The sequence below is a fragment of the Pseudomonas sp. B21-009 genome, from assembly GCF_024749345.1.
Lineage (GTDB): Bacteria > Pseudomonadota > Gammaproteobacteria > Pseudomonadales > Pseudomonadaceae > Aquipseudomonas.
The window spans coordinates 4,759,981-4,785,957 of sequence record NZ_CP087199.1; the positions used below are offsets into that span (position 1 = coordinate 4,759,981).

At 63.5% G+C, this 25,977-nt stretch carries 23 protein-coding genes and 2 pseudogenes; 12 read left to right on the top strand and 13 right to left on the bottom strand.

From position 1 onward, the window contains the following. Window positions 1-85: 85 nt before the first annotated feature. From LOY34_RS21920 to LOY34_RS21930, 3 genes are read left to right on the top strand one after another with little or no spacing between them, the layout of a single operon-like run. Complete coding sequence (locus tag LOY34_RS21920) at window positions 86-1,681, top strand: ABC transporter permease (RefSeq protein ID WP_258664034.1); 1,596 nt, start codon at window positions 86-88, stop codon at window positions 1,679-1,681. Further along, window positions 1,678-2,502 carry an ABC transporter ATP-binding protein gene (locus LOY34_RS21925; RefSeq protein ID WP_195884935.1) on the top strand — a complete coding sequence of 275 codons (825 nt, stop codon included), beginning with the start codon at window positions 1,678-1,680 and terminating at the stop codon, window positions 2,500-2,502. Before LOY34_RS21920 ends, LOY34_RS21925 begins: the two co-directional genes overlap by 4 nt. Before the next feature lie 9 nt (window positions 2,503-2,511). Then, window positions 2,512-4,113, top strand: coding sequence for an arylsulfatase (locus LOY34_RS21930; RefSeq protein WP_195884936.1), 1,602 nt, complete (start codon window positions 2,512-2,514; stop codon window positions 4,111-4,113). On the opposite strand, the gene LOY34_RS21935 is transcribed toward LOY34_RS21930, so the two are convergent. Next, a complete protein-coding gene (locus LOY34_RS21935; protein ID WP_045197486.1) occupies window positions 4,085-4,774 on the bottom strand; it encodes a Crp/Fnr family transcriptional regulator in 690 nt (229 codons plus the stop codon). The genes LOY34_RS21930 and LOY34_RS21935 overlap by 29 nt on opposite strands. A gap of 88 nt (window positions 4,775-4,862) precedes the next feature. Between LOY34_RS21935 and LOY34_RS21940 the strand changes: the two genes are divergently transcribed. Continuing rightward, window positions 4,863-5,387, top strand: a complete 525-nt coding sequence (locus tag LOY34_RS21940) for a DUF962 domain-containing protein (protein WP_093379932.1) — start codon at window positions 4,863-4,865, stop codon at window positions 5,385-5,387. Window positions 5,388-5,462: 75 nt separating this feature from the next. Here LOY34_RS21940 and pcaC read toward each other — a convergent pair whose 3' ends face one another. The 9 genes from pcaC to pcaR all read right to left on the bottom strand — a co-directional run bounded on the left by pcaC (window position 5,463) and on the right by pcaR (window position 14,962). Beyond that, window positions 5,463-5,855, bottom strand: coding sequence for a 4-carboxymuconolactone decarboxylase (gene pcaC / locus LOY34_RS21945; protein ID WP_045197482.1), 393 nt, complete (start codon window positions 5,853-5,855; stop codon window positions 5,463-5,465). 2 nt (window positions 5,856-5,857) lie between these two features. Then, window positions 5,858-6,655 carry a 3-oxoadipate enol-lactonase gene (gene pcaD / locus LOY34_RS21950; protein WP_195884937.1) on the bottom strand — a complete coding sequence of 266 codons (798 nt, stop codon included), beginning with the start codon at window positions 6,653-6,655 and terminating at the stop codon, window positions 5,858-5,860. An 11-nt stretch (window positions 6,656-6,666) separates the two neighbouring features. Continuing rightward, the gene (locus LOY34_RS21955; protein WP_045197477.1) at window positions 6,667-8,031 is read right to left on the bottom strand and encodes a 3-carboxy-cis,cis-muconate cycloisomerase; all 1,365 of its coding nucleotides are present in this window, start codon (window positions 8,029-8,031) and stop codon (window positions 6,667-6,669) included. A gap of 19 nt (window positions 8,032-8,050) precedes the next feature. After that, a complete protein-coding gene (locus LOY34_RS21960; protein WP_045197475.1) occupies window positions 8,051-9,340 on the bottom strand; it encodes an MFS family transporter in 1,290 nt (429 codons plus the stop codon). Window positions 9,341-9,459: 119 nt separating this feature from the next. Then, window positions 9,460-10,665, bottom strand: a complete 1,206-nt coding sequence (gene pcaF / locus LOY34_RS21965) for a 3-oxoadipyl-CoA thiolase (RefSeq protein WP_195885921.1) — start codon at window positions 10,663-10,665, stop codon at window positions 9,460-9,462. Further along, window positions 10,662-11,441: a CoA-transferase subunit beta gene (locus LOY34_RS21970; protein ID WP_045197471.1), complete on the bottom strand. Its 780-nt coding sequence runs from the start codon at window positions 11,439-11,441 to the stop codon at window positions 10,662-10,664. The genes pcaF and LOY34_RS21970 overlap by 4 nt, the downstream gene beginning before the upstream one ends. Continuing rightward, entirely contained in the window at window positions 11,438-12,295 is an 858-nt protein-coding gene (locus LOY34_RS21975) for a CoA transferase subunit A (protein ID WP_045197469.1), read from the bottom strand. The genes LOY34_RS21970 and LOY34_RS21975 overlap by 4 nt, the downstream gene beginning before the upstream one ends. Window positions 12,296-12,462: 167 nt before the next feature. Beyond that, window positions 12,463-13,809 carry an MFS transporter gene (locus LOY34_RS21980; RefSeq protein WP_093379926.1) on the bottom strand — a complete coding sequence of 449 codons (1,347 nt, stop codon included), beginning with the start codon at window positions 13,807-13,809 and terminating at the stop codon, window positions 12,463-12,465. Window positions 13,810-14,086: 277 nt separating this feature from the next. Then, window positions 14,087-14,962 (bottom strand): pca regulon transcriptional regulator PcaR, encoded by an 876-nt coding sequence (gene pcaR, locus LOY34_RS21985; RefSeq protein ID WP_195884938.1) that lies wholly within the window; start codon window positions 14,960-14,962, stop codon window positions 14,087-14,089. A gap of 607 nt (window positions 14,963-15,569) precedes the next feature. On the opposite strand from pcaR, the gene LOY34_RS21990 reads away from it, so the two are divergent. After that, the gene (locus LOY34_RS21990; protein ID WP_010220873.1) at window positions 15,570-15,770 is read left to right on the top strand and encodes a hypothetical protein; all 201 of its coding nucleotides are present in this window, start codon (window positions 15,570-15,572) and stop codon (window positions 15,768-15,770) included. A 341-nt stretch (window positions 15,771-16,111) separates the two neighbouring features. Further along, complete coding sequence (locus tag LOY34_RS21995; RefSeq protein ID WP_045197461.1) at window positions 16,112-17,584, top strand: inorganic phosphate transporter; 1,473 nt, start codon at window positions 16,112-16,114, stop codon at window positions 17,582-17,584. Between the two features lie 55 nt (window positions 17,585-17,639). On the opposite strand, the gene LOY34_RS22000 is transcribed toward LOY34_RS21995, so the two are convergent. Then, a complete protein-coding gene (locus tag LOY34_RS22000; protein WP_195884939.1) occupies window positions 17,640-19,118 on the bottom strand; it encodes a helicase HerA-like domain-containing protein in 1,479 nt (492 codons plus the stop codon). 313 nt (window positions 19,119-19,431) lie between these two features. Here LOY34_RS22000 and LOY34_RS27615 point away from each other — a divergent pair. The 5 genes and pseudogenes from LOY34_RS27615 to LOY34_RS22020 all read left to right on the top strand — a co-directional run. Then, a pseudogene (locus LOY34_RS27615) lies at window positions 19,432-20,310 on the top strand (cache domain-containing protein); the annotation flags it as partial. Window positions 20,311-20,571: 261 nt separating this feature from the next. Next, a pseudogene (locus LOY34_RS27620) lies at window positions 20,572-21,168 on the top strand (methyl-accepting chemotaxis protein); the annotation flags it as partial. A gap of 202 nt (window positions 21,169-21,370) precedes the next feature. Next, window positions 21,371-22,492, top strand: a complete 1,122-nt coding sequence (locus tag LOY34_RS22010) for a glycosyltransferase family 1 protein (protein WP_195884940.1) — start codon at window positions 21,371-21,373, stop codon at window positions 22,490-22,492. Further along, complete coding sequence (locus tag LOY34_RS22015) at window positions 22,485-23,246, top strand: polysaccharide deacetylase family protein (RefSeq protein WP_258664035.1); 762 nt, start codon at window positions 22,485-22,487, stop codon at window positions 23,244-23,246. The genes LOY34_RS22010 and LOY34_RS22015 overlap by 8 nt, the downstream gene beginning before the upstream one ends. After that, window positions 23,243-24,247, top strand: coding sequence for a lysylphosphatidylglycerol synthase transmembrane domain-containing protein (locus tag LOY34_RS22020; RefSeq protein ID WP_195884942.1), 1,005 nt, complete (start codon window positions 23,243-23,245; stop codon window positions 24,245-24,247). Before LOY34_RS22015 ends, LOY34_RS22020 begins: the two co-directional genes overlap by 4 nt. Here the strand turns inward: LOY34_RS22020 and LOY34_RS22025 are convergent. Further along, complete coding sequence (locus LOY34_RS22025; protein ID WP_195884943.1) at window positions 24,222-24,395, bottom strand: hypothetical protein; 174 nt, start codon at window positions 24,393-24,395, stop codon at window positions 24,222-24,224. The genes LOY34_RS22020 and LOY34_RS22025 overlap by 26 nt on opposite strands. Before the next feature lie 23 nt (window positions 24,396-24,418). After that, on the bottom strand, window positions 24,419-25,270 hold the full coding sequence (gene purU, locus LOY34_RS22030) for a formyltetrahydrofolate deformylase (RefSeq protein ID WP_045197450.1): 852 nt from the start codon (window positions 25,268-25,270) through the stop codon (window positions 24,419-24,421). 314 nt (window positions 25,271-25,584) lie between these two features. Between purU and mvaT the strand changes: the two genes are divergently transcribed. Continuing rightward, a complete protein-coding gene (mvaT, locus tag LOY34_RS22035; protein WP_045197447.1) occupies window positions 25,585-25,962 on the top strand; it encodes a histone-like nucleoid-structuring protein MvaT in 378 nt (125 codons plus the stop codon). Window positions 25,963-25,977: the final 15 nt, after the last annotated feature.

A 25,977-nucleotide genomic window follows, 5' to 3' on the forward strand; every position in this document is an offset into this window, starting at 1 on the left:
CAGGTTCTTATCACCTAAACGCATTGAAACTCACCGAATAATTCAATTTAAGAATAAGCAAATAGCCAATGTGCGGAGGTTTTCCATGGCCCGAGATTCACTTTCCAGCCTGCCACTGGCAAGCCCCTCAGGCCGGACGCGACGGTTCGGCGGCCTGCCCCTGCGCCGCCTGCAAGCCTGGTATCTGCCGCTGTCATTGGCCGCCCTGTGGTGGCTGGCCAGTCGCAACCAGTGGATGAGCGAACAGATACTGCCAGCGCCGAGCCTGGTCTGGCAGAGCGGCCTGGAACTGGCCCAGGGCGAGCTGTGGACACACCTGGCGATCAGCCTGCAACGCCTGGCCCTGGGCCTGCTGGTGGGGGTTGCCAGCGGCGCCTTGCTCGGCGCCTGGCTGGGGTTCAGCCGTCGCGCTGAACGCCTGGTGCTGCCGACCTTCAATGCCCTGGCGCAGATCCCGACCCTGGCCTGGGTGCCGCTGTTCATGGTGCTGTTCGGTATCGGCGAGGTGCTCAAGCTGGTGGTGCTGGTCAAGGCGATCATCGTCCCGGTGACCCTGCACACCCTGGTCGGCGTGCGCGATGCCCAGCCACGCCTGCGCGAAGCGGCGACGGTACTGCGCCTGCCGCCGCGCCTGTTGATCAGCCGGCTGATTTTTCCGGCGGCCCTGCCGGCCTTTCTCGCCGGCGTGCGCCTGGCCCTGGCCACAGGCTGGACTTCATTGCTGGCGGTAGAGCTGCTGGCCTCCAGTGAAGGCATCGGCTACCTGATGGTCTGGGCCCGGCAGTTGTTCATGCTCGATATCGTCTTCGTCTGCATCCTGGTCATCGGCCTGCTGGGTTTTGTCATGGACCGTGGCTTGGCTTGGCTCGACCGGCGCCTGGTGCACTGGCCGCACCCGCCCAGCGCCGAGCTGCGGGTGTCGCGCTTGCAAGGTGGCCAGCGCCTGCAGGCGTTGCTGCTACCGTTGGCGCTGCTGGTGCTGTGGCAACTGGCCAATCAGCTGGACTGGGTCGACACGCAGATCCTGGTCGCCCCGCTGCAGGTCTTGCAGACCACCTGGGACGGCCTGCTTGACGGCTCGCTCAGCGGCGCCCTGGCCATCAGTGTCGGCCGGGCACTGGGCGGTTTGCTGCTCGGCGGTGGCCTGGGCTTCGCCCTGGGCCTGTGGCTGGGGCTGTCGACGCCTGCCGAACGCCTGCTCGGGCCCAGCCTGGCCGGCTTGCGGCAGATCGCAATCTTCGCCTGGGTGCCGCTGCTGACCGCCTGGTTCGGCCTTGGTGAACTGGCCAAGTGGGTGTTCGTTGGCCTGGCGGCGTTCTTCCCGCTGTTCATTGCCACCCAGCGGGCGGTGGCCAGCCGTTCGCCACAGCTGGAGGAAGCCGCCCGCGTACTGCACCTCGATCTGCCCCAGCGCTTGCGCCGGCTGGTGCTGCCGGGCGCGGCGCCGGGGATTTTCGCCGGCCTGCGCATCAGCCTGATCTACGCCTGGCTGGGCACCATCGGCGCCGAGTATTTCATGCCTTCGGGCGGCGGTATCGGCAGCTTGATGATCGGCGCCCAGCAACTGCTGCGCATGGACATCATCATGGCCGGGATGCTCCTGGTCGGCCTCACCGGCGCCCTGCTGGGCGCCCTCGGACAACACCTCGAATTGCGCGCCACGCGCTGGAGACGAGCATGAACGCCATCGCCCCTGCCCTGGTCAGTTTCAATCAGGTCGGCAAACACTTCGCCGTTGCTGGCGGCGAGCTGGAAGCCATCCGCGACTTCAACCTGCAGATCGCCGACGGTGAATTCGTCGCCATCGTCGGCGCCAGCGGCTGCGGCAAATCCACCCTGCTGCGCCTGCTGATCGGCCTGGACAACGACTACCAGGGGCAGATCCTGATCGATGGCAAGCCGCTCGATGGCATCGGCAGCGAACGCGGCATCGTCTTTCAGGAGCACCGGCTGTTCCCCTGGCTAACCGTTTCGCAAAACATCGCCCTGGGCCTGGTCAACGACCCCTTGAACAACGAGCAGCGCCAGCAACGCATCAACCAGTACATCGCCCTGGTGGGCCTTGAGGACTTCAACCAGGCCTACCCGCACCAGCTTTCCGGTGGCATGGCCCAACGCGTGGCGATTGCCCGCGGCCTGGTGGCCAGCCCGCGCATCCTGCTGCTCGATGAACCCTTCGGCGCCCTCGACGCGCTGACCCGCCAGCAGATGCAGGACGAGCTACTGGCGATTCGCGAGCGCGCGCGCATCACCACCCTGCTGGTGACCCACGATGTCGAGGAAGCGCTGTTTCTCGCCGACCGCGTGGTGGTGCTGGAGCCGCGCCCGGGGCGGATCAAGCGCATCGTCGAGATCGACCTGGCGCACCCGCGCCAACGCGCAAGCCTGGCCTTCCACCGCCTGCGCGAAGACCTGCTGCACGAACTGACCGCCGACGCGCGCTACCTGCCACCGGCGCAGGAACAGATCCGCGACCTGCCCTTGACCTACCTTGCCTACTGAGAACCGACCATGAGCCAACGCCCCAACTTTCTGGTCATCGTTGCCGACGACCTGGGTTTCTCCGATATCGGCGCCTTCGGCGGCGAAATCGCCACGCCGAACCTCGACGCGCTGGCCACTGCCGGCCTGCGCCTGACCGACTTTCATACCGCGCCGACCTGCTCGCCCACCCGCTCGATGCTGCTCACCGGCACCGATCACCATATCGCCGGCATCGGCACCATGGCCGAGGCGCTGACCCCGGAGCTGATCGGCAAGCCGGGCTACGAAGGCTACCTCAACGACCGCGTGGTGGCCTTGCCGGAGCTGCTGCGCGATGCCGGATACCAGACCCTGATGAGCGGCAAATGGCACCTGGGCCTGACCGCCGAGCTGGCGCCCCAGGCCCGTGGCTTCGAGCGCTCCTTCGCCCTGCTGCCGGGCGCAGCCAACCACTATGGTTTTGAACCGACTTACGACGAACACACTCCGGGCCTGCTCAAGTCGACGCCGGCGCTGTACATCGAAGACCAGACCTTCATCGACGAGCTGCCCAAGGACTTCTATTCCTCCGACGCCTTCGGCGACAAGCTGCTGCAGTACCTGAAGGAGCGCGACCAGAGCCGGCCGTTCTTCGCCTACCTGCCGTTCTCGGCGCCGCACTGGCCGTTGCAGGCGCCGGCCGACGTGGTGGCGCGCTACCAGGGCCGCTACGACGCCGGCCCCGAAGTGCTGCGCCAGGAGCGCCTGGAAAAACTGCGCACGCTCGGCCTGATCGCCGCCGACACCCAGGCCCACCCGGTCGACAACCACTGGCACAGCCTCAGCGACGAGCAACGCCAGCGCTCGGCGCGGGCCATGGAGGTGTACGCGGCGATGGTCGAGCGCATGGACTGGAACATCGGCCGGGTGCTCGACTACCTGCGCAAGCAGGGCCTGCTCGACAACACCCTGGTGTTATTCATGTCCGACAACGGCGCCGAAGGTGCGCTGCTCGAAGCCTTCCCCAAGTTCGGCCCGCAACTGGCAAGCTACCTCGACCAGCACTATGACAACAGCCTGGACAACATCGGCCGGGCCAATTCCTATGTCTGGTATGGCCCGCACTGGGCCCAGGCGGCCACCGCACCGTCGCGGCTGTACAAGGCTTTTACCAGCGAAGGCGGAATTCGCGTTCCGGCGCTGGTGCATTACCCGGCATTGGCACGCCAGGGTCAGATCAGCCAGCAGTTCAGCACGGTGATGGACATCACCCCGACCCTGCTCGATCTTGCCGGTGTGCGCCACCCCGGCAAGCGCTGGCGCGGCCGTGAGGTGGCGCCGCTGCGCGGTAAATCCTGGCTGGGTTACCTGTCGGGCGAGACCGAGCAAGTGCACGACGAAAACACCGTCACCGGCTGGGAGCTGTTCGGGCGCCGGGCCATTCGCCAGGGCCATTGGAAAGCGCTGTACATTCCCGGCCCGGTCGGCCCGGCCACCTGGCAGTTGTACGACCTGGCCAGCGACCCGGGCGAAATAAACGACCTGGCCGCAGTACAACCGGCGAAGCTGCAGGCGCTGCTGGGCGAATGGCAGAAGTATGTCGAGGAGACCGGAGTGATCCTCAGTCAGTCGCCGTTCCAGCCGGACTAGCCAGGGCCTGCAGGCGTGCCGGGTCGAGGATCTCGATCTCGCCATAGCCCAGGCGCAAGGCGCCTTCCTGCTGCAGCGACTTGAGGATCTGGTTGGTGGTCTGGCGCGACAGCGAGAGCATCAGCGCCAGTTGCTCCTGGGACAGTTGCAGCACGCGCCGGCTGCCAAGCAACTCGCCATAGCCGGCGGCGATCTGCAACAGCCTGTGGGCCACCCTCGGTGCGGCGGCCAGCAGGCTCTGCTGCTCCAGCGCAACAAACACCACGCGCAGTTTATGGCTCATCAACAAGGCCACGTCGCGCCAGTGCCGGGGCTGTTGATCGAGCAACTTCAACAGCGGCGCCTGGGGGATCCACAGCAACTGGGTCAGTCCTTCGGCCTGGGCGTCGTGGGTGCGCGGCTGGCCGTCGAACAGGCTGATCTCGCCGAACCAGTGCGGCGCTTCGATCAGGGTCAGCAGCGCCTCCTTGCCATCGGTGGCCACCGCGCCCACGCGCATCGCCCCGTCGAGCACCGCATACAGCCCGCACGGCGCATCGCCGCGCTGGAACAGGTATTGCCCGGCCGCCAGCTGACGCGGCCGGGCCAGTGCCAGCAGGCTATCCTGAAAGCTGGGAGGCAATGCCTGGAACCAGTGACCTTGCAGCAGGGTTTCGCGCATAGCGCCTCGAAGCTGAACTCTGTCGGCTAGCCGACAGACAGGTGGATATCTGTAGGACATGCTCACGTCACCTACAGGAGGAACAACAATGAAAAACCTGGTCGAACACCTGAGTCAATACGCCGCCTACCACCGCGACCCGCGCAACATCGCCACCCACTTCATCGGCATACCGCTGATCGTGCTGGCGGTAACGGTTTTGCTGTCACGCCCGGGCACCGAATTAGCGGGCGTCTGGCTCTCGCCAGCACTGCTGGTGGCGCTGGTTACCGGCTGGTTCTACCTGCGCCTGGACCAACGCCTGGGCCTGCTGATGGCGTTGTTGCTGGGCTTGTGCCTGTGGGCCGGGCAGGCGCTGGCGGTGCAAAGCACCCTGGTCTGGCTGAGTGCCGGGCTGGCGTTGTTCGTGATCGGCTGGGTGATCCAGTTTGTCGGCCACCACTATGAAGGCCGCAAACCGGCGTTTGTCGATGATCTGATGGGCTTGATCATCGGGCCGTTGTTCGTGGTGGTGGAGCTGGGGTTCTTGCTGGGGTTGCGCCCGGAGCTGAAGAAGGTCATCGAGGAGAATGTCGGGCCGGTGGCGGTTCGGCAGAAGAAGGCAGCGGTCTGAGCGGGGCTGCTTTGCAGCCCTGCGCTTACACCAAACCTGTGGGAGCGGGCTTGCCCCGCGATGAGGCCCTGAGGGTCAGCCCCTGGACTCAACCCCCAACTCATCCCACACCGACTCGGCCAGGTGGAAGGTGGCATTGGCCGCCGGAATGCCGCAGTAGATCGCGCTCTGCATCAGCACTTCCTTGATCTCCTCACGGGTCACGCCATTGTTGGCCGCCGCACGCAGGTGCAACTTCAGCTCCTCGTTGCGGTTCATGCCAATCAGCATGGCGATGGTGATCAGGCTGCGGGTATGCCGCGGCAGGCCCGGGCGGGTCCAGATGTCACCCCAGGCGTGGCGGGTGATCATTTCCTGGAACTCGCTGTTGAACTCGCTCAGGTTGCTCAGGCTACGGTCGACATGGGCATCGCCGAGCACCGCGCGGCGCACTTGCATGCCGGCGTCATAACGTTGTTTCTCGTCCATGGTCAGCCCTCTCGGCCCAGCAGAAAATCAATTACCCGGCGGCTGAACGGCGCACCGACTTCGACGTTGGAAAGGTGCGCAGCGTGGAATTCGGCGTACTGCGCGCCCGCCACGTTCTCCTGGATGAAACGCCCACCGGCCGGCGGCGTCACCGCGTCGTGGCTGCCGGAGATCACCAGCAGCGGCACCTTGATCTGGCCCAGTTGCTCACGAAAATCAGCATCGCGCACCGCCCCGCAGTTGGCCGCATAGCCTTCAGGCGAGGTGGCGGCGAGCATATCGGTAATCCGCTTGGCCTGGTCGGGATTGCCCTCGGCATAGGTTTTGGTGAACCAGCGCTCGATCGAGGCATCACGCAGGCCGACCATCGCGTCTTGACGATCACGCAATACCAGCTCGATGCGGGGGTTCCAGGTGTCCGGCGCGCCGATCTTGGCCGCGGTGTTGCACACGATCAGGCGGTTCAGCCGCTCGCCGGCGTTGATCCCCAGCCACTGGCCGATCAGCCCGCCCATCGACAGGCCACAAAAATGCGCGCGTTCGATCTTCAAGGCATCGAGCAGCGCCACTACATCCTGGCCCAGTTGTTCGATGCTGTACGGCCCCGGGGTCACCAGCGAACCGCCATGGCCGCGGGTGTCATAGCGCAGCACGCGAAAATGCGCAGTCAAAGCCGGCACCTGGGTGTCCCACATGTGCAGGTCGGTACCCAGAGAATTGGACAGCACCAGCACCGGCAGGTGTTCCGGGCCTTCGAGTTGATAGTTGAGTACGCCATCGGCGAGTTGTACCTGTGCCACTGCAGCCTCCTTCAGGCATTGACGCGGTGATGTTCAGCCAGCGCCCGCTCGACCCAGGCACGAGCCTGGCCGAGGTAGTGGGCTGGGTCGAGCAGACGATCGAGCTCGTCTGGCGAAAGTTCGGCACTGACCTGCGGCTCGTCGCCCAGCACGGCGCGCAGATGGCGCTGCTCGGCCACGGCCCGCTTGCAGCAGGTTTCCAGCAGATGGTGGGCATGGTCACGGCCCAGGCGCTGGGCCAGGACGATACTCACCGCTTCCGCCAGCACCAGGCCCTGGGTCAGGTCGAGGTTGCGGCGCATGCGCTCGGCGTCCACTTCCAGGCCATCGGCGATGATCTGTGCCTGGCGCAGCGCCCCGGAGACCAGGCAGCAGATCTCCGGCAGGGTTTCCCATTCGGCATGCCACAGGCCGAGGCTGCGCTCGTGCTCCTGGGGCATGGCGGCATACAGCGTGGCCAGCAGGCCCGGGACCCGGGTGGCGGCGCCGATCAGCACCGCAGCGCCGACCGGGTTGCGCTTGTGCGGCATGGTCGAGGAACCGCCCTTGCCCGGCGCCGAAGGCTCGAACACTTCAGCCGCTTCAGTCTGCATCAGCAGGCTGACGTCACGGCCGAGCTTGCCAAGGCTGCCGGCGATCATGCCGAGCACCGCCGCGAACTCCACCAGACGGTCGCGCTGGGTGTGCCAGGGTTGTTCAGGCAGCGTCAGCTGCAAATCTGCGGCCAAGGCTTCGGCCACCGGCAAGGCCTTGTCGCCCAACGCCGCCAGGGTCCCGGAGGCGCCGCCAAACTGCAGGGTCAGCAGGCGCGGCTTGAGTTCCTGCAGGCGCTGGCGATGGCGATTCAAGGCGCCCAGCCAGCTGGCAATCTTCATGCCCAAGGTGACCGGCGTAGCATGTTGCAGCCAGGTGCGCCCGGCCAGGGGCGTCTCGGCGTGAATCTCGGCCTGGCGCGCCAGGGCGTTGGTCAGTTGCGCCAGGTCGGCCTCGATCAAGGCCAGCGCCGCCCGCAGTTGCAACACCAGGCCGGTGTCCATGGCATCCTGGCTGGTGGCGCCCAGGTGTACATAACGCTCGGCCTCCGGTACGCCACTGGCGATCACCTTGCCCAGCGCCTTGACCAGCGGGATCGCCGAGTTGCCGGCCACGGCAATCGCCTCGGCCAGCGCGGCAAAGTCATAGCGTTCGGCATGACAGGCGGTTTCGATCGCCGCCACCGCCACCTGGGGGATTACCCCGGTGGCTGCTTCGGCACGGGCCAGGGCCGCTTCGAAATCAAGCATGCCCTGTACCCGGCCACGGTCAGAGAAAATCTCGCGCATCCCCTGCGCGGTGAAATAGGCATCGAACAGCTGATTGCCCGGACGCGGGTTCATTGGCAGGTCCTTGAACAGGTCAATGGTCGTGGTGCAGGTACGCAGCCTGCTTCGGCAAGCGCAGGCTGAACAGGAAGGCAATCGCCATCATCGCCGTAACGTACCAGTAAAAGGTGTTTTCCATGCCCATGGATTTCAGCCCCAAGGCGACGTACTCGGCCGAGCCGCCAAACAGCGCGTTGGCCACCGCATACGCCAGGCCGACGCCCAGGGCGCGTACCTGCGGCGGGAACATTTCGGCTTTGACCAGACCGCTGATCGAGGTGTAGAAGCTGACGATGCACAGCGCCAGGGTAATCAGCACGAAGGCCAGGAACGGGCTGGTGACGGTTTTCAGCGCCAGCAGGATCGGCACGGTGAACAGCGTGCCCAACGCGCCGAACAGCAGCATCGAATTACGCCGGCCGATACGGTCCGAGAGCATGCCGAACAACGGCTGCATGCACATGTACAAAAACAATGCGCCGGTCATGATGAAGCTTGCGGTCTTGGCGCTCATGCCGGCGGTGTTGACCAGGTACTTCTGCATGTAAGTGGTGAAGGTGTAGAAGATCAGCGAGCCGCCGGCGGTGTAGCCAAGCACGGTGATGAACGCCGCCTTGTGGTTGCGAAACAGCCCGGCGATGCTGCCGGCGTCCTTGTCGTTGCGGGTTTCGGCGCTGCTGGTTTCTTCCAGCGAGCGGCGCAGAAACAACGAGATCAGCGCAGCAATCGCACCGACCACAAACGGGATGCGCCAGCCCCAGGCGCGCAGTTCGTCTTCACTGAGCAACTGCTGAAGGATCACCACCACCAGCACCGCCAGCAACTGCCCGCCGATCAGGGTCACGTACTGGAACGAGGCAAAAAAACCGCGCTGGCCGCGCAGCGCCACTTCACTCATGTAGGTGGCGGTAGTGCCATATTCGCCGCCCACCGACAGGCCCTGGAACAGCCGCGCCAGCAACAGCAGCGCCGGCGCCCAGGCGCCGATCGAGGCATAGGTGGGCAGGCAGGCGATGACCAGCGATCCGGCGCACATCATCAGCACCGAGATCATCATCGAATTCTTGCGGCCATGACGGTCGGCGACGCGGCCGAACAGCCAGCCACCAATCGGTCGCATCAGAAAGCCGGCGGCGAACACCCCGGCGGTGTTGAGCAACTGTACCGTCGGATCGTCGGAGGGGAAAAAGGCCGGGGCGAAATAGATGGCGCAGAAGGCATAGACGTAAAAGTCGAACCATTCGACCAGGTTGCCCGAGGACGCACCGACAATGGCAAAGATGCGTTTACTACGCTCCTCACCGGTGTAATAGGCTGAAGTCATGGCTGCTTACTCTTGGTGGGTTCTGAGAGTCTAGACACACTCAGTAACACTCACGTTCCACAGAACAATCACGCCGGCCGCGCCGCCTTGCGTGGAGGCGGCGCGGCCGGGTCATTGGTTTACACCCGCTCGATGGCCAGGGCCAGGCCCTGGCCGACGCCGACACACATGGTCGCCAGGCCTTTGCGTCCGCCGGATTTCTCCAGGTGGTGCAAAGCGGTAAGGACCAGGCGCGCGCCGCTCATACCCAGCGGATGGCCAAGGGCAATGGCGCCGCCATTGGGATTGACCTGCGGCGCATCGTCGGCCAGGCCGAGTTCGCGCAGCACGGCCAGGCCCTGGCTGGCAAAGGCTTCGTTGAGTTCGATGACATCAAAATCAGCCACCGCCACGCCCAGGCGCTCGGTCAGTTTGCGCACCGCCGGCACCGGGCCGATGCCCATTACCCGCGGCGCCACACCGGCACTGGCCATGCCAAGCACCCGCGCCCGCGGGGTCAGGCCATGCTTTTTCACTGCGTCAGCCGAGGCCAGGATCAGCGCCGCAGCACCGTCGTTGACCCCCGAGGCATTGCCGGCGGTGACGGTCTTGTCCGCGCCGTTGACTGGCTTGAGGCGGGCCAGGGCTTCGAGGGTGGTGTCGGCGCGCGGGTGCTCGTCGTGCTCAACGACCGTCTCGCCCTTTTTATGGGCGATGCGCACCGGCACGATCTCTTCGGCAAAGAAGCCCGCAGCCTGGGCGGCAGCCGTGCGTTGCTGGCTGCGCAGGGCAAAGGCGTCCTGGTCGGCACGCGAGACCTGATAATCGTCGGCAACGTTGTCGGCGGTCTGCGGCATGGCATCGACGCCGTACTGGGCCTTCATCAGCGGGTTGATGAAGCGCCAGCCGATGGTGGTGTCTTCCAGCTTCATGTTGCGCGAGTAGGCGTTGTCGGCCTTGCCCATGACGAACGGCGCCCGGGACATCGACTCGACGCCGCCAGCAATCGCCAGCTCCATCTCGCCGCTGGCGATGGCGCGAAAGGCCGTGCCCACCGCGTCCATGCCCGAGGCGCAGAGGCGGTTGAGGGTTACCCCCGGCACGCTGTCTGGCAGGCCGGCCAGCAGCAGCGCCATGCGCGCGACGTTACGGTTGTCTTCACCGGCCTGGTTGGCGCAACCGAGGAACACCTCGTCGAGCTGATCCCACTGTACCTGCGGGTTACGCTCGATCAACGCCTTGAGCGGCACTGCCGCCAGGTCGTCGGCGCGCACGCTGGCCAGGGCGCCGCCAAAGCGGCCAATGGGGGTGCGAATGGCATCGCAGATAAATACCTCACGCATCAGGCTTCTCCTGGCGCTTGGCCGTGGGCGGCGGCGGTGCGCGCTTCAAGGTCGCGCAGGGCGTTGAGCTCGACATCGCTCGGTGCGACGGTGGTTTGCACGTTGTCGGCAAAACGGATGGCCCAGCCGGTGGCAGCGATGATCTGCTCGCGGGTCACACCCGGGTGGATCGAGGTCACCACGAACTCATGAGTACCGGCTTCCGGCTCCATGATGCACAGGTCGGTAATAATGCCTACCGGCCCCTCGCCTGGCAGGCCCAGGCGCTTGCGTGAATCACCGCCTTCGCCGTGGCCGACCGAGGTAATGAAGTCGAGCTTGTCGACAAAGGCGCGGTTCGACTGCTTGAGGATGATCAGCACCTGCTTGGCGGAACCGGCGATCTCCGGCGCGCCACCGGCACCTGGCAGGCGAACTTTGGGCTGGTGATAGTCACCGACCACGGTGGTGTTGATGTTGCCGAATCGGTCGACCTGGGCCGCGCCGAGAAAGCCCACATCGATGCGCCCGCCCTGCAGCCAGTAACGAAAGATCTCGCCGGTCGGCACCACGGTGTCGGCGGTTTCCGCCAGCTCGCCGTCACCGATCGACAGCGGCAGCACGCTTGGCTTGGCGCCGATCGGGCCGGACTCGTAAATCAGCACGACATCGGGCGACGAGGTCAGGCGCGCCAGGTTGGCGGCCTTGGACGGCAGGCCGATGCCGACGAAGCAGACGGCGCCATTGCGCAGGCGACGGGCCGCGGCAACGGTCATCATTTCATTGGTGGAGTAGCTCATTGTGCAGCCTCCGCGCTGGCCAGTTTTGCCTTGAATTCAGTGAAGTCGGCGGTGCCGCGAATGTACTGGTCGACCCACGCCGTGAAGCTTTCGCGGCTGCGGGCAATCGGGTCCCAGGCCTGGTAGAAGCGATTGTCCCGCTCGTAGTAACCATGGGCGTAGGACGGATGCGCGCCGCCCGGTACCAGGCACACCGCAGACAGCGCCCAGGTCGGCAGCACGCAGGCGTTCATCGGCGCCTGGAGGTCGTCGACAATTTCCTCGACGGTGACGATGCAGCGCTTGGCCGCCAGGGCTGCTTCCTTCTGCACACCGAGAATGCCCCAGAGCAGCACGTTGCCCTTGCGGTCGGCCTTTTGCGCGTGAATCACGGTGACGTCCGGGCGTACCGAAGGCACGGCGGCGAGGACTTCACCGGTGAAAGGGCAAGTGACGCTCTTGATCAGTGGGTTGACCTTCGGCAGGTCGGAACCTGCGTAGGCACGCAGCACCGCGAAGGGCAGGCCCGAGGCGCCGGCGACGTAGGCGTTGGCCAGGTCGGCGTGGCTGTGTTCTTCGATCTCGATAGCGTGCGGCCAGTGTTTTTCAACCGCGTCGCGCAGGCGATGGAGGGAACCGACACCCGGGTTGCCGCCCCAGGAGAAAATCAGCTTGCGGGCGCAACCGGCGCCGATCAGCTGGTCGTAGATCAGGTCAGGCGTCATGCGTACCAGGGTCAGATCTTTCTTGCCCTGACGAATGATTTCATGCCCGGCGGCAGTCGGAATCAAGTGCGTGAAGCCTTCGAGGGCGACGCTGTCTCCGTCGTTGACGAACTGCTTCACGGCGTCGTGGAGCGAGAGGATTTCAGCCATTGCAGACTCCTGGATATGCTGAGTCGGGGTCGGTTTCAAGGCGCCTCGGGCGGCGCCGGTCATGGGTTCAGATTAAGATGGGCTGGGGGGCTGTTCAATCCGATAATCGACTAACTGTTCGATTATCGAACCGATTGTTATCTTGCTAACAACACGTGCGAGGGCTGTCAGGTCGCATCTGCGTGACTGACCATGCCCTTGATAATCACCGCCGTGGTGGCCAGTGCCGCCGGGATCACCAGCGCGGTCAGCACCTGTTCGAAATTCCAGCCCAGGCCCAACAGGGTTGCGCCCATCCACGCCCCGAGAATCGCCCCGAAACGGCCGATACCGAGCATCCACGACACCCCGGTGGCGCGCCCCTGGGTCGGGTAGAAGCGGGCCGCCAGCGACGGCATCGCCGACTGCGCACCGTTGACGCACATACCGGCAATCAGCACCAGGGTCGCGAGAAGGGTGATGTTGCCCAGGCTCTGCCCTACCGCGTAGGCAAACACCCCGGCCAGCAGGTAGAAGGTGCCGATGACCTTGTGCGGGTTGTAACGGTCCATGGCCCAGCCCACCGCCACGGCGCTGAGCACCCCGCCAAACTGGAACAGCGCACCGATGAAGGCGGCCTGCTCCATGCTCGCGCCACTGTCGCGCATCAGGGTTGGCAGCCAGCTGGTCAGCAGGTAGACGATCACCAGGCCCATGAAATAGGTCAGCCACAAGAGCAGAGTGCCGACGCTGTAAGTCCCGGAGAAGATCACCGCAAACACGTTGCGGGCTTTGACGGTCTTTTGCTCCGGCACGCTGAAGCTCGATGCCTGGCCGACGATGGCCGGCTCGATCGGCGCCAGGGTCTTGCGTACCTTGTCGGTGCCGCGGTTGCGCACTACCAGGTAACGCGCCGACTCCGGCAGCCAGAACACCAGCACCACCGCCAGCACCAGTGGCAGAACCCCGCCGATCAGCAGCAGGCTGTGCCAGCCGAACGCCGGGATCAGCTTGGCAGAAATGAAGCCACCCCCGGCCATGCCCAGGTTGAAGCCGCAGAACATGCTGGTCACCAGCAGCGACTTGTGCCGCTCCGGGGTGTATTCGGACAGCAGCGTCGTGGCATTGGGCATGCCCGCGCCCAGGCCCAGCCCGGTGAGAAAACGCAGCACCAGCAACTGGTCAACATTGGTGCTGTAGGCCGACGCCAGGCTGAACGCGCCGAACAGCAGCACTGCCCCTACCAGCACCACCTTGCGCCCGAAACGGTCAGCCAGCGGCCCGGACCCCAGCGCACCGAAGACCATACCGATCAACGCGGCGCTCATCACCGGGCCGAGGCTGGCCCGGTCAATGCCCCAGTCCTGGGACAGGGCCGGGGCGATAAAGCCCATGGCCGCCGTATCGAGGCCGTCGAGAAAGACGATCAGAAAGCACAGGATCACCACCCGCCATTGGTAGCGCGACAGCGGTTGGCTATTGATAAAGGACTGCACATCAAGGCAGTTTCCGACAGCAGCTTGAGGACTATTCATTATTTTTATCCAGAAGAAGCGCGCGCGTGTGCGGGTGCGCGCGTGAACGGCACGGACGAACAGGGACGGGATCGAAAAACTGGATCAGCTGCCGCGCAGTCCCGCGTAGGACAGGTGCAAACCGTGCAGGGACAGGAAGTCGGTCATGGGGCGTTTGCCTCTCGCTCATTATTATGGGCGGTCAGGGCAGGCTGACCGCTGCGAGGGACATTAATAAGCAGGCGGGCGCGGCGCAATTCGATAAACGCATCTCTGTGCGTTTATCGAACAGGAACGTTCAGGCGAACAATTGCGCGCTGAGGTCACGACTGGCGGCAAGCATGATCGGCAGGAAGCGCTGTTCAAGCTCGGTGCGGCTGACCCGTCCGGCATGGGTACTGACGTTGAGTGCCGCCAGCACCTGGCCGGAGGCGTCGTAAACCGGAACGGCAATCGAGCGCAAGCCCTGCTCGAGCTCCTGGTCGACCACGCACCAGCCCTGCTGGCGAACCAGTTGCAGGCATTCGAGCAAGGCCGCCGGGTCGTGAATGGTGCGGCTGGTCTTGGCCTGCAGGTCAGCGTGCTCGAGGTATTCGTGCAGGGTTGCGTCATCCAGCGCCGCCAACAGGATACGGCCCATGGAGGTGCAATAAGCCGGCAGGCGCCCGCCAACCGACAGGTCAACCGAAATCAGGCGCTGCACCGTAGCCGAGCGGGCGATGTAGAGAATGTCGTCGCCCTCCAGGGTGGCCATGTTGCAAGCCTCGTGCAGTTGATCGCTCATGCGGTCCAGATAAGGCTGCGCCGATACCGCCAGTGGCGTCGACGACAAGTAGGCGTGGCCCAGGGTCAGCACCTTGGGCAGCAGCGAATAGGTGCGCCCGTCGGTGGTGGCGTAGCCGAGCTTGATCAGCGTATGCAGGCAGCGGCGTACCGCGGCGCGGGGGATTTCCGTGCGGTGGCTGATCTGGGCGATGGTCAGGTGGCGCTTGCGCTCCTGGAACGCCTGAACTACCGCCAGGCCCCGGGCCAGCGAGGTCATGAAATCGGGGTCACCGGTAAAGGCCTGGATACGCTTGGCCGGCGAGGCAACGATAGGCGGCGCCAGGGACGCAAACGAGCTACGCACGTTGTCGTTCAATCCTGGCCCTTTGGGCGTGGTTTCTTCTGTCATGGCTAGCCTCGGCAACACGGTCACTGGGGCGATTATCGAACCATCGACCGATAATCGCAATTGACCGCTACCCTCAATTGCTTATACCTTTCTCCCGCCACCATGTGGCTTCTTGGAGAGACTGGTCAGGTACCCACCGTAGAAGTCCCAGGCACGGCCTTGCCCACGAAGCGAGGCCGTTTTTCCTTCCTCCGTAAAAGACGGGGTCGGTGGCCAGAGAACTTTTTCTCGGCGCCCGGTTCAAATTTCATACTCGGCGGACTGAGCGCATTCATAACTTGGTAACAAAACCGCCGCTCTATTGTTCTTATCAACAATAGAGAGTACTAGTGTCAGACAATCTGCTTGCTATAATAAAACTTCGTATCCACGCCCTTGGGCGGGGATAGTGCGGATCCAATCCGCTGCTGCCCCCAGGCAGACACAACCGGATCGCTGCAAGTGCCATTAACGTGAACACCTCGATGTTCACTTTCGCTTGCACCACCACAACCTACTGTTGCTGCGACAGTTATGCCGCTCTGGCCGCGTAGCCGTGTGCATGTTGTGCCCCGCGCACTCAATTGCCCGCGTAAACGCCAGGGTTTATATCCATACAGGTAATACTGTGACCAAAGATGAACTGCGCGCCGAACTAGAGCGCCAGGAACAACGTTACAAGGACGTCTATGGCGGTGAAGTGACCACTTATGCCGCGCAACCCGACCCGGAACGCAAGCCATGGCGCAAACGCGCAAGCGTGCTAGACCAGGCCTTCGCCCAGGAACTGGAAAAAATCGAGAAAGAACTCAAGGACCAGGCGCCCTGAGCCACGCCTGATGGCGATCGCAACACGCCGCGCCACGGCGTGCGGGGATGCTTTTAGCTGAGCACGATGCAGCTGATTTTTGCGCCGTCATACGCATGCGGTAACGGAATTTCACAAATTTCATACGGCCGTTTGATTTTTTTCTGACACGCATGAAATCATGCAAATGTTTAATTTTTCTCGATTTTTTTCGATTTTAGCCGACGATCACCGAAGCATCGCCGACTCAGCGGCTTGGGCAATGGGGTAGAAAAGTCGTCGAGCGGTCCGTTGCAGGGGCATCGATTACCGGGGATTTCTGGCATAATCGCGCCCCCTTATGACCGGGTCAGAATTCCTTCATGATCGATTTATTCAGCGGACTTGATGCCTGGGTACTGGTGAGCTTGCTGCTCGCTCTGACCTTCGTACTCGCCTTCGAGTTCATCAATGGCTTTCATGACACCGCTAACGCGGTAGCTACAGTCATCTATACCAAAGCCATGCCGCCGCACCTGGCCGTGTTCTTCTCCGGCGTGTTCAACTTCCTCGGAGTTCTGCTCGGCGGTGTCGGCGTGGCGTATGCCATCGTTCACCTGCTGCCGGTCGAACTGCTGATCAACGTGAACACCGGCCACGGCCTGGCGATGGTCTTCTCTCTATTGGCTGCCGCCATCACCTGGAACCTGGGTACCTGGTACTTCGGGATCCCGGCGTCCAGCTCGCACACGCTGATCGGCTCGATCCTCGGCGTGGGCCTGGCCAACGCCCTGATCAGCGACATTCCGCTGGGTGACGGGGTCAACTGGCAGAAGGCAATCGATATCGGCATGTCGCTGGTACTGTCGCCGATGGCCGGTTTCGCTGTCGCCGCGCTGGTGCTGCTGGGCCTGAAATGGTGGCGACCACTGTCGAAGATGCACAAGACGCCGGAACAGCGCCGCAAGCTCGACGACAAGAAGCACCCGCCATTCTGGAACCGCCTGGTGCTGGTAATTTCGGCGATGGGTGTGAGCTTCGTGCACGGTTCCAACGACGGTCAGAAAGGTATCGGCCTGATCATGCTGGTATTGATCGGTATCGTTCCATCGGCGTTCGTTCTCGACCTCAACAGCACCACCTACCAGATCGAGCGGACCCGCGACGCCACGCTGCACCTGAACCAGTTCTACCAGCGCAACGAAGCGACCCTGGGCGAATTCCTGGCCCTGGGCAAAGCCAAAGAAGGCGACCTGCCAGAACAGTTCAGTTGCAACCCGCAGCAGACCGAGCCGACCATCAATGCCTTGCTCGATTCGCTCAAAGGTGTGGCCGACTACCGTTCGCTGACGCCGGAAAAACGCATTGAAGTACGTCGTTACCTGCTCTGCCTGGACGACACCGCCAAGAAGGTCGGCAAGCTGCCAGGCCTGCAGGCACGCGAGAAGGCGGACCTGGACAAACTGCGCAAGGACCTCACCGCCACCACCGAGTACGCACCGTTCTGGGTGATTCTCGCGGTCGCCCTGGCCCTGGGCCTGGGTACCATGGTCGGCTGGAAACGCGTAGTGCTGACCATCGGCGAGAAGATCGGCAAGCAGGGCATGACCTATGCCCAGGGCATGTCGGCGCAGATCACCGCAGCCTGCGCCATCGGCATGGCCAACATCTTCAGCCTGCCGGTCTCGACCACCCACGTACTGTCCTCGGGTGTGGCCGGTACCATGGTGGCGAACAAGAGCGGCCTGCAAGGTGGCACCGTGCGCACCATCCTGCTGGCCTGGGTACTGACCCTTCCGGCTACCGTGGGCTTGTCGGCAGCTTTGTTCTGGCTGGCGACCAAAGCCATCGGCTAATACACCCCGCAGTAAAAAGGCGCCCCGAGGGGCGCCTTTTTTATGCCTGATGCAATCAGCGGCGCTTGCTGCCGCCGAGCAACGAACCCATCAGGCCCCGTACCAACTGGCGCCCGAACTGGTTGGCCGCCTGGCGTACCGCCGACTTGATCGCCTGCCCTGCTGCGCTTTGCAGGAACTCGCCGGCTTTGTCGGCCAAGCTCTCTTCAGCCGCAGCCGGCGCCTGCTCAGGCTCAGCGGCGCCGCCTTTACGGGCATTGAGCATTTCATAGGCCGATTCACGGTCGATCGGTTTGTCATAACGCCCGACCAAGGGCGAAGCGGCAATCAGCGCCGCCCGCTCGGCGGCGCTCAGCGGCCCGATGCGCGACTGCGGCGGGGCAATCAGTACACGCTGGACCATACCCGGCGTGCCCTTTTCCTGCAGGGTACCGACCAGCGCCTCACCGATGCCCAGCTCGGTGAGCACGCTCAAGGTGTCGAATTGCGGGTTGGGGCGGAAACCATCGGCCACGGCCTTGAGGGATTTCTGCTCCTTGGCGGTGAATGCCCGCAGGCCGTGCTGGACGCGCAGGCCCAACTGCGCGAGGACATCATCCGGCAGATCGCCCGGCGACTGGGTGACGAAGTACACGCCGACGCCCTTGGAACGGATCAGCCGCACCACCTGCTCCAGCCGGTCCTGCAGGGCCTTGGGGGTGCCATTGAACAGCAAGTGGGCCTCATCAAAGAACAGCGCCAGCAACGGTTTGTCGGCATCGCCACGCTCGGGCAATTGCTCGAACAGTTCGGCCAACAGCCACAACAGGAAGGTCGCATAGACTTTCGGCGCCTCATGCACCAGGCGGCTGGCATCGAGCAGGTGAATGCGCCCGCGACCATCGGCATCCGGCTGCAGGATATCTTCCAGTTGCAAGGCCGGCTCGCCAAACAGCGCCTCGGCACCCTGCTGCTCGAGGGTTGCCAGGCGCCGCAACAGGGCCTGGCTGGAGCCGGTGGTCATCAGCGCACTGTCTTCACCGAGCAGTTGCGGGTTGTCCTTCAGGTGCGCCAGCAGCGCCTTGAGGTCCTTGATGTCGAGTAGCAACAGGCCTTCGCGGTCGGCGACCTTGAACGCGGCATACAACGCCGCCTGCTGGCTGTCGGTCAGCTCCAGCAAATTGCCCAACAACAACGGGCCCATTTCGCTGAGGGTGGTGCGCAGCGGATGACCAGACTGGCCGTGAATATCCCACAAGCTGACCGGATAAGCCTGAGGCCGATGGTTCAGCCAGGGCATGCCGGCAATGCGCTCGGCCACCTTACCCTGGGGGTTGCCCGCCGCGCCAAGGCCGCACAGGTCGCCTTTGACGTCAGCGGCAAACACCGCCACGCCAGCGTCGCTGAAGGCTTCGGCCATGTGTTGCAGGGTCACGGTCTTGCCGGTACCGGTCGCCCCGGCCACCAGGCCGTGACGGTTGGCCAGGCGCATGGCCTGGGCCACCGGCTGCCCGGCGAGGTCGGCGCCGAGCACGAATTGCGAAGAGTCAGGCATGTTTTTTCACCCTCTGTTTAAAGCTTTGGCTTGAAACGGCCGATATTAAATAGCGATAGACCACCAGGAAGACAGGAATAGCCCGACAAGGAATTGGGACCTGCACTGCTTTCACGCTGTTCTTTGTGCGAACGACCCGGATAACAAGACCTTAGCGGACCGACACGTTATGAACAAAAGCCTCCGATTCAGCCACAAGATCCTATTGGCCGCCTCGCTGATCGTCATGATCGCCTTTACCCTGTTTACCTTGTACAACGATTTCTTGCAGCGTAATGCCATTCGCGAGGATCTGGAAAACTATCTTGAAGAAATGGGCGAAACCACTTCGACCAATATCAAGAACCTGTTTGACGGTCGTATTCTGCTGGTACAAAACGTTGCACAAAACATTGCCGCGTTTCCCGAGGCTGACAAAGTCGGCACGCTGCTCGGCCAACAAGCGCTGGTCTCAAGTTTCCTGACCATTTACCTGGGTGACGTCAACGGCGGTTTCACCATCCGCCCACAGACCAAGATGCCCGACGGCTACGACCCGCGCGTACGCCCCTGGTATAAAGACGGCATGGCCGCCAACGGGCCGATCCTGACCGAACCTTATATTGATGTCAGCACCGGCAAGATGGTCATTTCGGTGGTAGCGACCGCTGCACGCAATGTCGGCGTGGTCGGTGGCGACCTGGCCCTGGACGGCCTGACCGAAATCATCAACTCGCTGAACTTCGGCGGCATGGGCTACGCCTTCCTGATCAACGATCAAGGCAAGATCCTCGTGCACCCGGATAAAAACCTGGTGATGAAGTCGCTGTCGGACCTGTTCCCACAGAACACCCCGCGCATCAGCAAGGAGCCGAGCGAGGTCGAACTTGACGGCAAGACCCGGATCCTCAGCTTCGCCCCGGTCAAGGGCCTGCCTTCAGCCAACTGGTACATCGGCCTGTCGGTAGACAAGGACGAGGCCTACTCGATGCTGAGCAAGTTCCGCACCTCGGCGGTGATTGCCACCCTGGTCGCCGTGGTCATCATCATTGCCCTGCTCGGCCTGCTGATCCGCGTACTGATGCAACCGCTGCACACCATGACCCGGGCCATGGAGGACATCGCCGAAGGTGAGGGCGACCTGACCAAGCGTCTGGCGATCCATAACCACGACGAATTCGGCATCCTCGGCACCGCCTTCAACCGCTTCGTCGAGCGCATCCACGGTTCGATCCGCGAAGTGTCTTCGGCCACCGAGCAGGTCAACGAAGTGGCCCTGCGGGTAGTCAGCGCCTCCAACTCGTCGATGGTCAACTCCGACGAGCAGTCCAACCGCACCAACAGCGTTGCCGCGGCGATCAACCAGTTGGGCGCCGCCGCCCAGGAAATCGCCCACAACGCCGCGCAAGCCTCGCAACAGGCAAGCTCGGCACGGCATCTGGCTGAAGAAGGCCAGCAGGTGGTCGATCGCAGCATCCAGGCGATGAACCGTCTGTCGGACCTGATCTGCACTTCCAGCGCACACATCGAGACGCTCAACAGCAAAACGGTGAACATCGGCCAGATCCTCGAAGTGATCACCAGCATCTCGCAGCAGACCAACCTGCTGGCGCTCAACGCCGCCATCGAGGCGGCACGCGCAGGGGAAGCCGGTCGCGGTTTTGCCGTGGTCGCCGATGAAGTACGCAACCTGGCGCACCGCACCCAGGAGTCGGCGCAGCAAGTGCAGAACATGATCGAAGAGCTGCAGGTCGGCGCCCGTGAATCGGTCGACACCATGGGCCAAAGCCAGCGCCACAGCCAGGACAGCGTTGAGATCGCCAACCAGGCCGGTGAGCGCCTGGGCAGCGTAACCCTGCGCATCGGCGAGATCGACGGCATGAACCAGTCGGTGGCCACCGCCACCGAAGAACAAACCGCCGTGGTCGATTCGATCAACATGGACATCAACGAAATCAACATGCTCAACCAGGAAGGGGTCGAGAACCTGCAGTCGACCCTGCGCGCCTGCGCCGACCTGGAGCAACAAGCCAGCCGCCTGAAACAACTGGTGGGCAGCTTCCGTATTTGAGCTTGAGCGGCAAGCTACACGTTGTAAGGTGCAAGAAGAAACAGAGCCTAGTGCGCTCTGCTTTTTCTTGCAGCTTGTAGCTTGCCGCTAGCCGCTACCGAACCCAATCGAACAAACTATCCTTCATAGAGGTCAACCTTAGGGCGCGTCTCCAGCGGCGAAAAGCCGCCTGGTGACACACTCTGGAGACGATCTCGGAGGGATGCTGATCGTGCACATCGCTGACATCACCATGTTCTACGCGCCCGCCAGCGGCGGCGTGCGTACCTATCTTGATGCCAAACACCGCCGCCTGGGCCTTACCCCCGGTGTTCGCCACAGCCTGTTGATTCCCGGCGCCAGCGCCAGCCACGAAAACGGCATCTACAAGGTGCCGGCCCCGGCCCTGCCATTCGGCAACGGCTATCGCTTCCCCCTGCGCCTGGCACCTTGGCGCAATGTCCTGCACGATCTTCAGCCGGATCTGATCGAGGTCGGCGACCCCTACCTGACCGCCTGGGCGGCGCTGGATGCCCGGCGCCAGCTGGATGTGCCGGTGATCGGCTTCTATCACTCCGACCTACCGTTGCTGGTGAGCAACCGCATGGGCAACTGGTTCACGCCCAACGTCGAAGCCTATGTCAGCAAACTCTATGGCAATTTCGACCGGGTGCTGGCGCCGAGTCAGGTAATGGCCGACAAGTTGCGCGGCCTGGGTATCGACAATGTCCATGTGCAGCGCCTGGGCGTCGACCTGGCAACCTTCCACCCGCAGCACCGTGACCTGTCGCTGCGCCGGCAACTGGGTCTCGCCGATACCACGCGCCTGCTGGTGTTCGCCGGACGCGGCTCGCGGGAGAAGAACCTGCCGGTGCTGCTCGACTGCATGAAACGTCTGGGCAAGCACTATCACCTGCTGCTGGTGGGCTCGCACATGCCGGCCACGGTGCCGGCCAACGTCAGCGTCATCGATCACTTCTGCCCGGCCGCTGAAGTCGCCCGCCTGCTGGCCAGCGCCGATGCCCTGCTGCACGCAGGCGACCAGGAGACCTTCGGCCTGGTGATTCTCGAAGCCATGGCCAGCGCCATCCCGGTCATTGCCGTGGCCGCCGGGGCCTTCAGCGAAATCGTCAACGACCAGTGCGGGCGCCTGTGTACGCCCAACGATGGCCAGGCCATGGCCCGCACGGTGCGCGAGGTGTTCGAGGCCGGTGCCCGGCAAATGGGCCAGCAGGCCCGCGCCCATGTCGAGCAGCACTACGCCTGGGACAGCGTAGTCAATGGCCTGCTCGAGCATTACCGGGCGGTGCTCGGCCACCCGATGCCGGTACGCGCTCATGCCTGAGCCTGCCGATCGCCCGAGCCTGCTGCTGGTGCTGCATGATGTCGCGCCGGAAACCTGGCCGGACTACCAACCCTTCGTCGAAGCCATCGACGCTCTGGGCAAGATTCCCATGACCTGGCTGGTGGTGCCGGACTTTCACAAGCGCAATGCCCTGGAGCAGGCCCCCGGATTTCGCCTGATGCTCGACCGGCGCTTGCAGCGTGGCGACGAAATGGCCCTGCATGGCTACTTTCATGCCGATGACAGCCCGCCGCCGTGCTCGCCGCGGGACTACTTCATGCGCCGCATCTATACCTGGGAAGGCGAGTTCTACAGCCTCGACCAGCCCCAGGCGCGGCAACGCCTTGAAGCCGGTATCGACCTGTTCCGCCGCTATGACTGGCCCCTGGCGGGCTTTGTCGCCCCGGCCTGGCTGATGAGCGACGGCACCCGCCAGGCCTTGCGCCAACTCCCGCTGCGTTACACCAGCGACCCGCAGCACATCTTTCAATTGCCCGACTTCAGCCCGATCGCGGCCCCCGGCCTGGTCTGGAGCGCCCGCAGCCGTTGGCGCCGCGGGCTGTCGAAAGTGTTGTGCGACGTACGTGAGGCGCGCCTGCGCCAAGCGCCGGTGATCCGCCTGGGCCTGCACCCGGTGGACATGCGCCATGGCTTTTCGCGACGCTACTGGCTGCAAACGGTCCAGCGCTTGCTGCGCCAGGGCCGCGAGCCGATGACCAAATCCGCCTGGCTGGCCAGCAGGCACCCTCGGTGAACCGCCTGCTCTGGCTGCTGATGGCGCTGATCGTGGCGCTGCTGGTGCCAGCCCTGCTCGGAGGCAGCGAGCTGTTGCCGCGCCTGCGTGGTTTTGCCCCGCACCTGCTGCTGGGCCTGTTCGCCATGATTGTAGTGTGCTGGATCATCAACGCCATGCGCCTGCGCTTGCTGCTCGGCAGCCAGGGCGCGGCGCTGGGGCGCTTGCGCAGCCTGGGGGTGATCATGGCCACCGAGTTTGCCATCTGTACAACGCCGGGCGGCAGCGGCGGGCCGCTGGCACTGATGGCCTTGCTGGCCCGCGATCGCATCGGGCCGGCGCGCAGCAGCGCGGTATTTGCTGCCGACCAGCTCAATGATCTGCTGTTCTTTTTCTGCGCCATGCTGGGGATCGCCGGCTACGCGCTGTTCCACAGTCTCAACCGCAGCCTGGAGGGCCTGCTGCTCAGCAGCGCGCTGTTGATGTTCACCGCCTTCGCCACCCTGCTCGGCTTGCTGCGATACCGTCGCGCGCTACTGCGCCTCAATGGCCGGTTGCTGCACAGGCTCAAGGTGTCCGCCCGCAGGCGCCGACGCTGGACGCGCAAGCTGCTGCACTTCTTTCGCGCCCTGGGCGAAACCTGGCGGCTACCCAAACGCACCCTGGCGCTGGTGTTTGCCCTGACCTGCGTGCACTGGGGGCTGCGCTACAGCGTGCTGTACCTGGCGTTGCGCGGGCTTGGGGTCGATCTGCAGTGGATACCGAGCTTTCTGGTGCAGATGCTGTCGCTCAGCGCCGGGCAATTCAGCCTGCTGCCGGGCGGTGCAGGCGCGGCTGAAATGACCTCGGCCGCATTGCTTTCGCCTTTGGTGGGCACATCGACCGCGGCGGCGGCCATCCTGATCTGGCGGCTGGTGACCTATTACTTCTACCTGGTCGCCGGTGGCCCGGTGTTCCTCTGCCTGTTGGGCCGGCCGCTGCTGGAGCGCTGGCGGCTCAGTCAGGCGCGGCTTCGTCGCTAGCCGGCTTGAGCTGCTCCCAAAGTGCGGCGGCACCGGGGAAATCGGTGCCGTCGTCGCTGTCCAGCGCATCCGGGTCGTAGCGGCTCAGGCAGCCCTCGCCGAGGGTCGGCGGGGCCTTGGAGGTAGCCTTGTCGAGTGGATCGGCCATTGGCCAACCTCCGGCACTGAGGCTTAGTTGAACACCACGGTCTTGTTGCCGTGGACCAGCACGCGGTCTTCCAGGTGATAACGCAGGCCGCGGGCCAGGACCATTTTCTCGACGTCACGGCCGAAACGCACCATGTCTTCGATGCTGTCGCTATGGCTGACGCGAACCACGTCCTGCTCGATGATCGGGCCGGCATCGAGTTCTTCGGTGACGTAGTGGCAGGTCGCGCCGATCAGCTTGACGCCGCGCAGCGACGCCTGGTGGTACGGTTTGGCGCCGACGAACGAAGGCAGGAAGCTGTGGTGGATGTTGATCACCTGCTGGGCGTATTCCTGGCACAGTTGCGGCGGCAGGATCTGCATGTAGCGCGCCAGTACCACCACGTCGGCACCGTGCTCCTTGACCAGGCGCGAGACTTCGGCAAAGGCCGGCTGCTTGTTCTGAGGATCGACCGGCACATGGAAGAACGGGATGCCGTGCCACTCGACCATGCTGCGCAGGTCGTTGTGGTTGGAAATCACACAGGGAATGTCGCAGTCCAGTTCCTTGGCATGCCAGCGGTGCAGCAGGTCGGCCAGGCAGTGGGACTCGCGGCTGGCCATCAATACCACGCGCTTCTTCTGGTCGGTATCGGTGATGCGCCAGACCATCGAGAACTCTTCGGCGATCGGTGCGAAGGCTTCACGAAATTCCTCGATACCGAACGGCAGGGTTTCGGCGCGGATTTCGTGGCGCATGAAGAACCAGCCGCTCTGCTCGTCGGAGTGGTGGTTGGCTTCGTTGATCCAGCCGTTATAGGACGCCAGGAAATTACTGACTTTGGCGACGATGCCAACGCGGTCGGGGCAGGCAATCACCAGCCGGTAGGTGCGCATGAAATGGACTCCAGAAACTTTCGCAAAGGCGCACATTCTAGCGAGTGCCCGGCAAAACTGCAGTACTCATTGCACGCGCCCTGTCGCCTGCCTGGGCGGCGCGGTAGAGGGCACTGCCGTGTAGCGCTGCGGGCTGGCGATCAAGTTAACTATTGGAAAAACCACTTAGTTTGTAAATTTTTCTTAACCTAATCCCTCAAGGTGTTTAAGCATTCATTGAGCTAATTGCCTGCTTAAATGTTTACTTGGGGGTACTGTCTGATTATTATTGCCGCACTGTCTGTCCAAAATCCTTCATTTCCAAGGAACGCCTCATGTCCCTGATCAACGAATATCGCGCTACCGAAGAAGCCATCAAAGAACTGCAAGCGCGTCTGCAGAACCTGTCGCAAGACGACAAGCTGCAAACCGAGCTGGAATTCGAAGGCAAACTGCGTGCACTGATGGGCGAATATTCGAAGTCCCTGCGTGACATCATTGCGCTGCTGGATCCAGAAGCCAAACTGAACAAAGCCCCGCGCGGCGCGGTTAAAACCACCGGCACCAAACGTGCGCGCAAGGTCAAGCAATACAAAAACCCGCACAACGGTGAAGTCATCGAAACCAAAGGCGGCAACCACAAAACCCTGAAAGAATGGAAAGCCAAATGGGGTGGTGACGTGGTTGAAGGCTGGGCAACCCTGCTGGGTTAATAAGCCCGCTGGTAA

Bases quoted from the DNA above. Each gene is read 5' to 3' on its own strand.
- LOY34_RS22010 (WP_195884940.1), top strand. From the start codon at position 21,371: ATGCTGATCGTGCACATCGCTGACATCACCATGTTCTACGCGCCCGCC.
- LOY34_RS21960 (WP_045197475.1), bottom strand. From the start codon at position 9,340: ATGACTTCAGCCTATTACACCGGTGAGGAGCGTAGTAAACGCATCTTT.
- LOY34_RS21940 (WP_093379932.1), top strand. From the start codon at position 4,863: ATGAAAAACCTGGTCGAACACCTGAGTCAATACGCCGCCTACCACCGC.
- LOY34_RS21955 (WP_045197477.1), bottom strand. From the start codon at position 8,031: ATGAACCCGCGTCCGGGCAATCAGCTGTTCGATGCCTATTTCACCGCG.
- LOY34_RS21935 (WP_045197486.1), bottom strand. From the start codon at position 4,774: ATGCGCGAAACCCTGCTGCAAGGTCACTGGTTCCAGGCATTGCCTCCC.
- LOY34_RS21930 (WP_195884936.1), top strand. From the start codon at position 2,512: ATGAGCCAACGCCCCAACTTTCTGGTCATCGTTGCCGACGACCTGGGT.
- LOY34_RS21920 (WP_258664034.1), top strand. From the start codon at position 86: ATGGCCCGAGATTCACTTTCCAGCCTGCCACTGGCAAGCCCCTCAGGC.
- LOY34_RS21925 (WP_195884935.1), top strand. From the start codon at position 1,678: ATGAACGCCATCGCCCCTGCCCTGGTCAGTTTCAATCAGGTCGGCAAA.
- purU (WP_045197450.1), bottom strand. From the start codon at position 25,270: ATGCGCACCTACCGGCTGGTGATTGCCTGCCCCGACCGCGTTGGCATC.
- LOY34_RS22025 (WP_195884943.1), bottom strand. From the start codon at position 24,395: ATGGCCGATCCACTCGACAAGGCTACCTCCAAGGCCCCGCCGACCCTC.
- LOY34_RS21980 (WP_093379926.1), bottom strand. From the start codon at position 13,809: ATGAATAGTCCTCAAGCTGCTGTCGGAAACTGCCTTGATGTGCAGTCC.
- LOY34_RS22015 (WP_258664035.1), top strand. From the start codon at position 22,485: ATGCCTGAGCCTGCCGATCGCCCGAGCCTGCTGCTGGTGCTGCATGAT.
- LOY34_RS21975 (WP_045197469.1), bottom strand. From the start codon at position 12,295: ATGGCTGAAATCCTCTCGCTCCACGACGCCGTGAAGCAGTTCGTCAAC.
- mvaT (WP_045197447.1), top strand. From the start codon at position 25,585: ATGTCCCTGATCAACGAATATCGCGCTACCGAAGAAGCCATCAAAGAA.
- pcaR (WP_195884938.1), bottom strand. From the start codon at position 14,962: ATGACAGAAGAAACCACGCCCAAAGGGCCAGGATTGAACGACAACGTG.
- pcaC (WP_045197482.1), bottom strand. From the start codon at position 5,855: ATGGACGAGAAACAACGTTATGACGCCGGCATGCAAGTGCGCCGCGCG.
- LOY34_RS21970 (WP_045197471.1), bottom strand. From the start codon at position 11,441: ATGAGCTACTCCACCAATGAAATGATGACCGTTGCCGCGGCCCGTCGC.
- LOY34_RS21995 (WP_045197461.1), top strand. From the start codon at position 16,112: ATGATCGATTTATTCAGCGGACTTGATGCCTGGGTACTGGTGAGCTTG.
- LOY34_RS22000 (WP_195884939.1), bottom strand. From the start codon at position 19,118: ATGCCTGACTCTTCGCAATTCGTGCTCGGCGCCGACCTCGCCGGGCAG.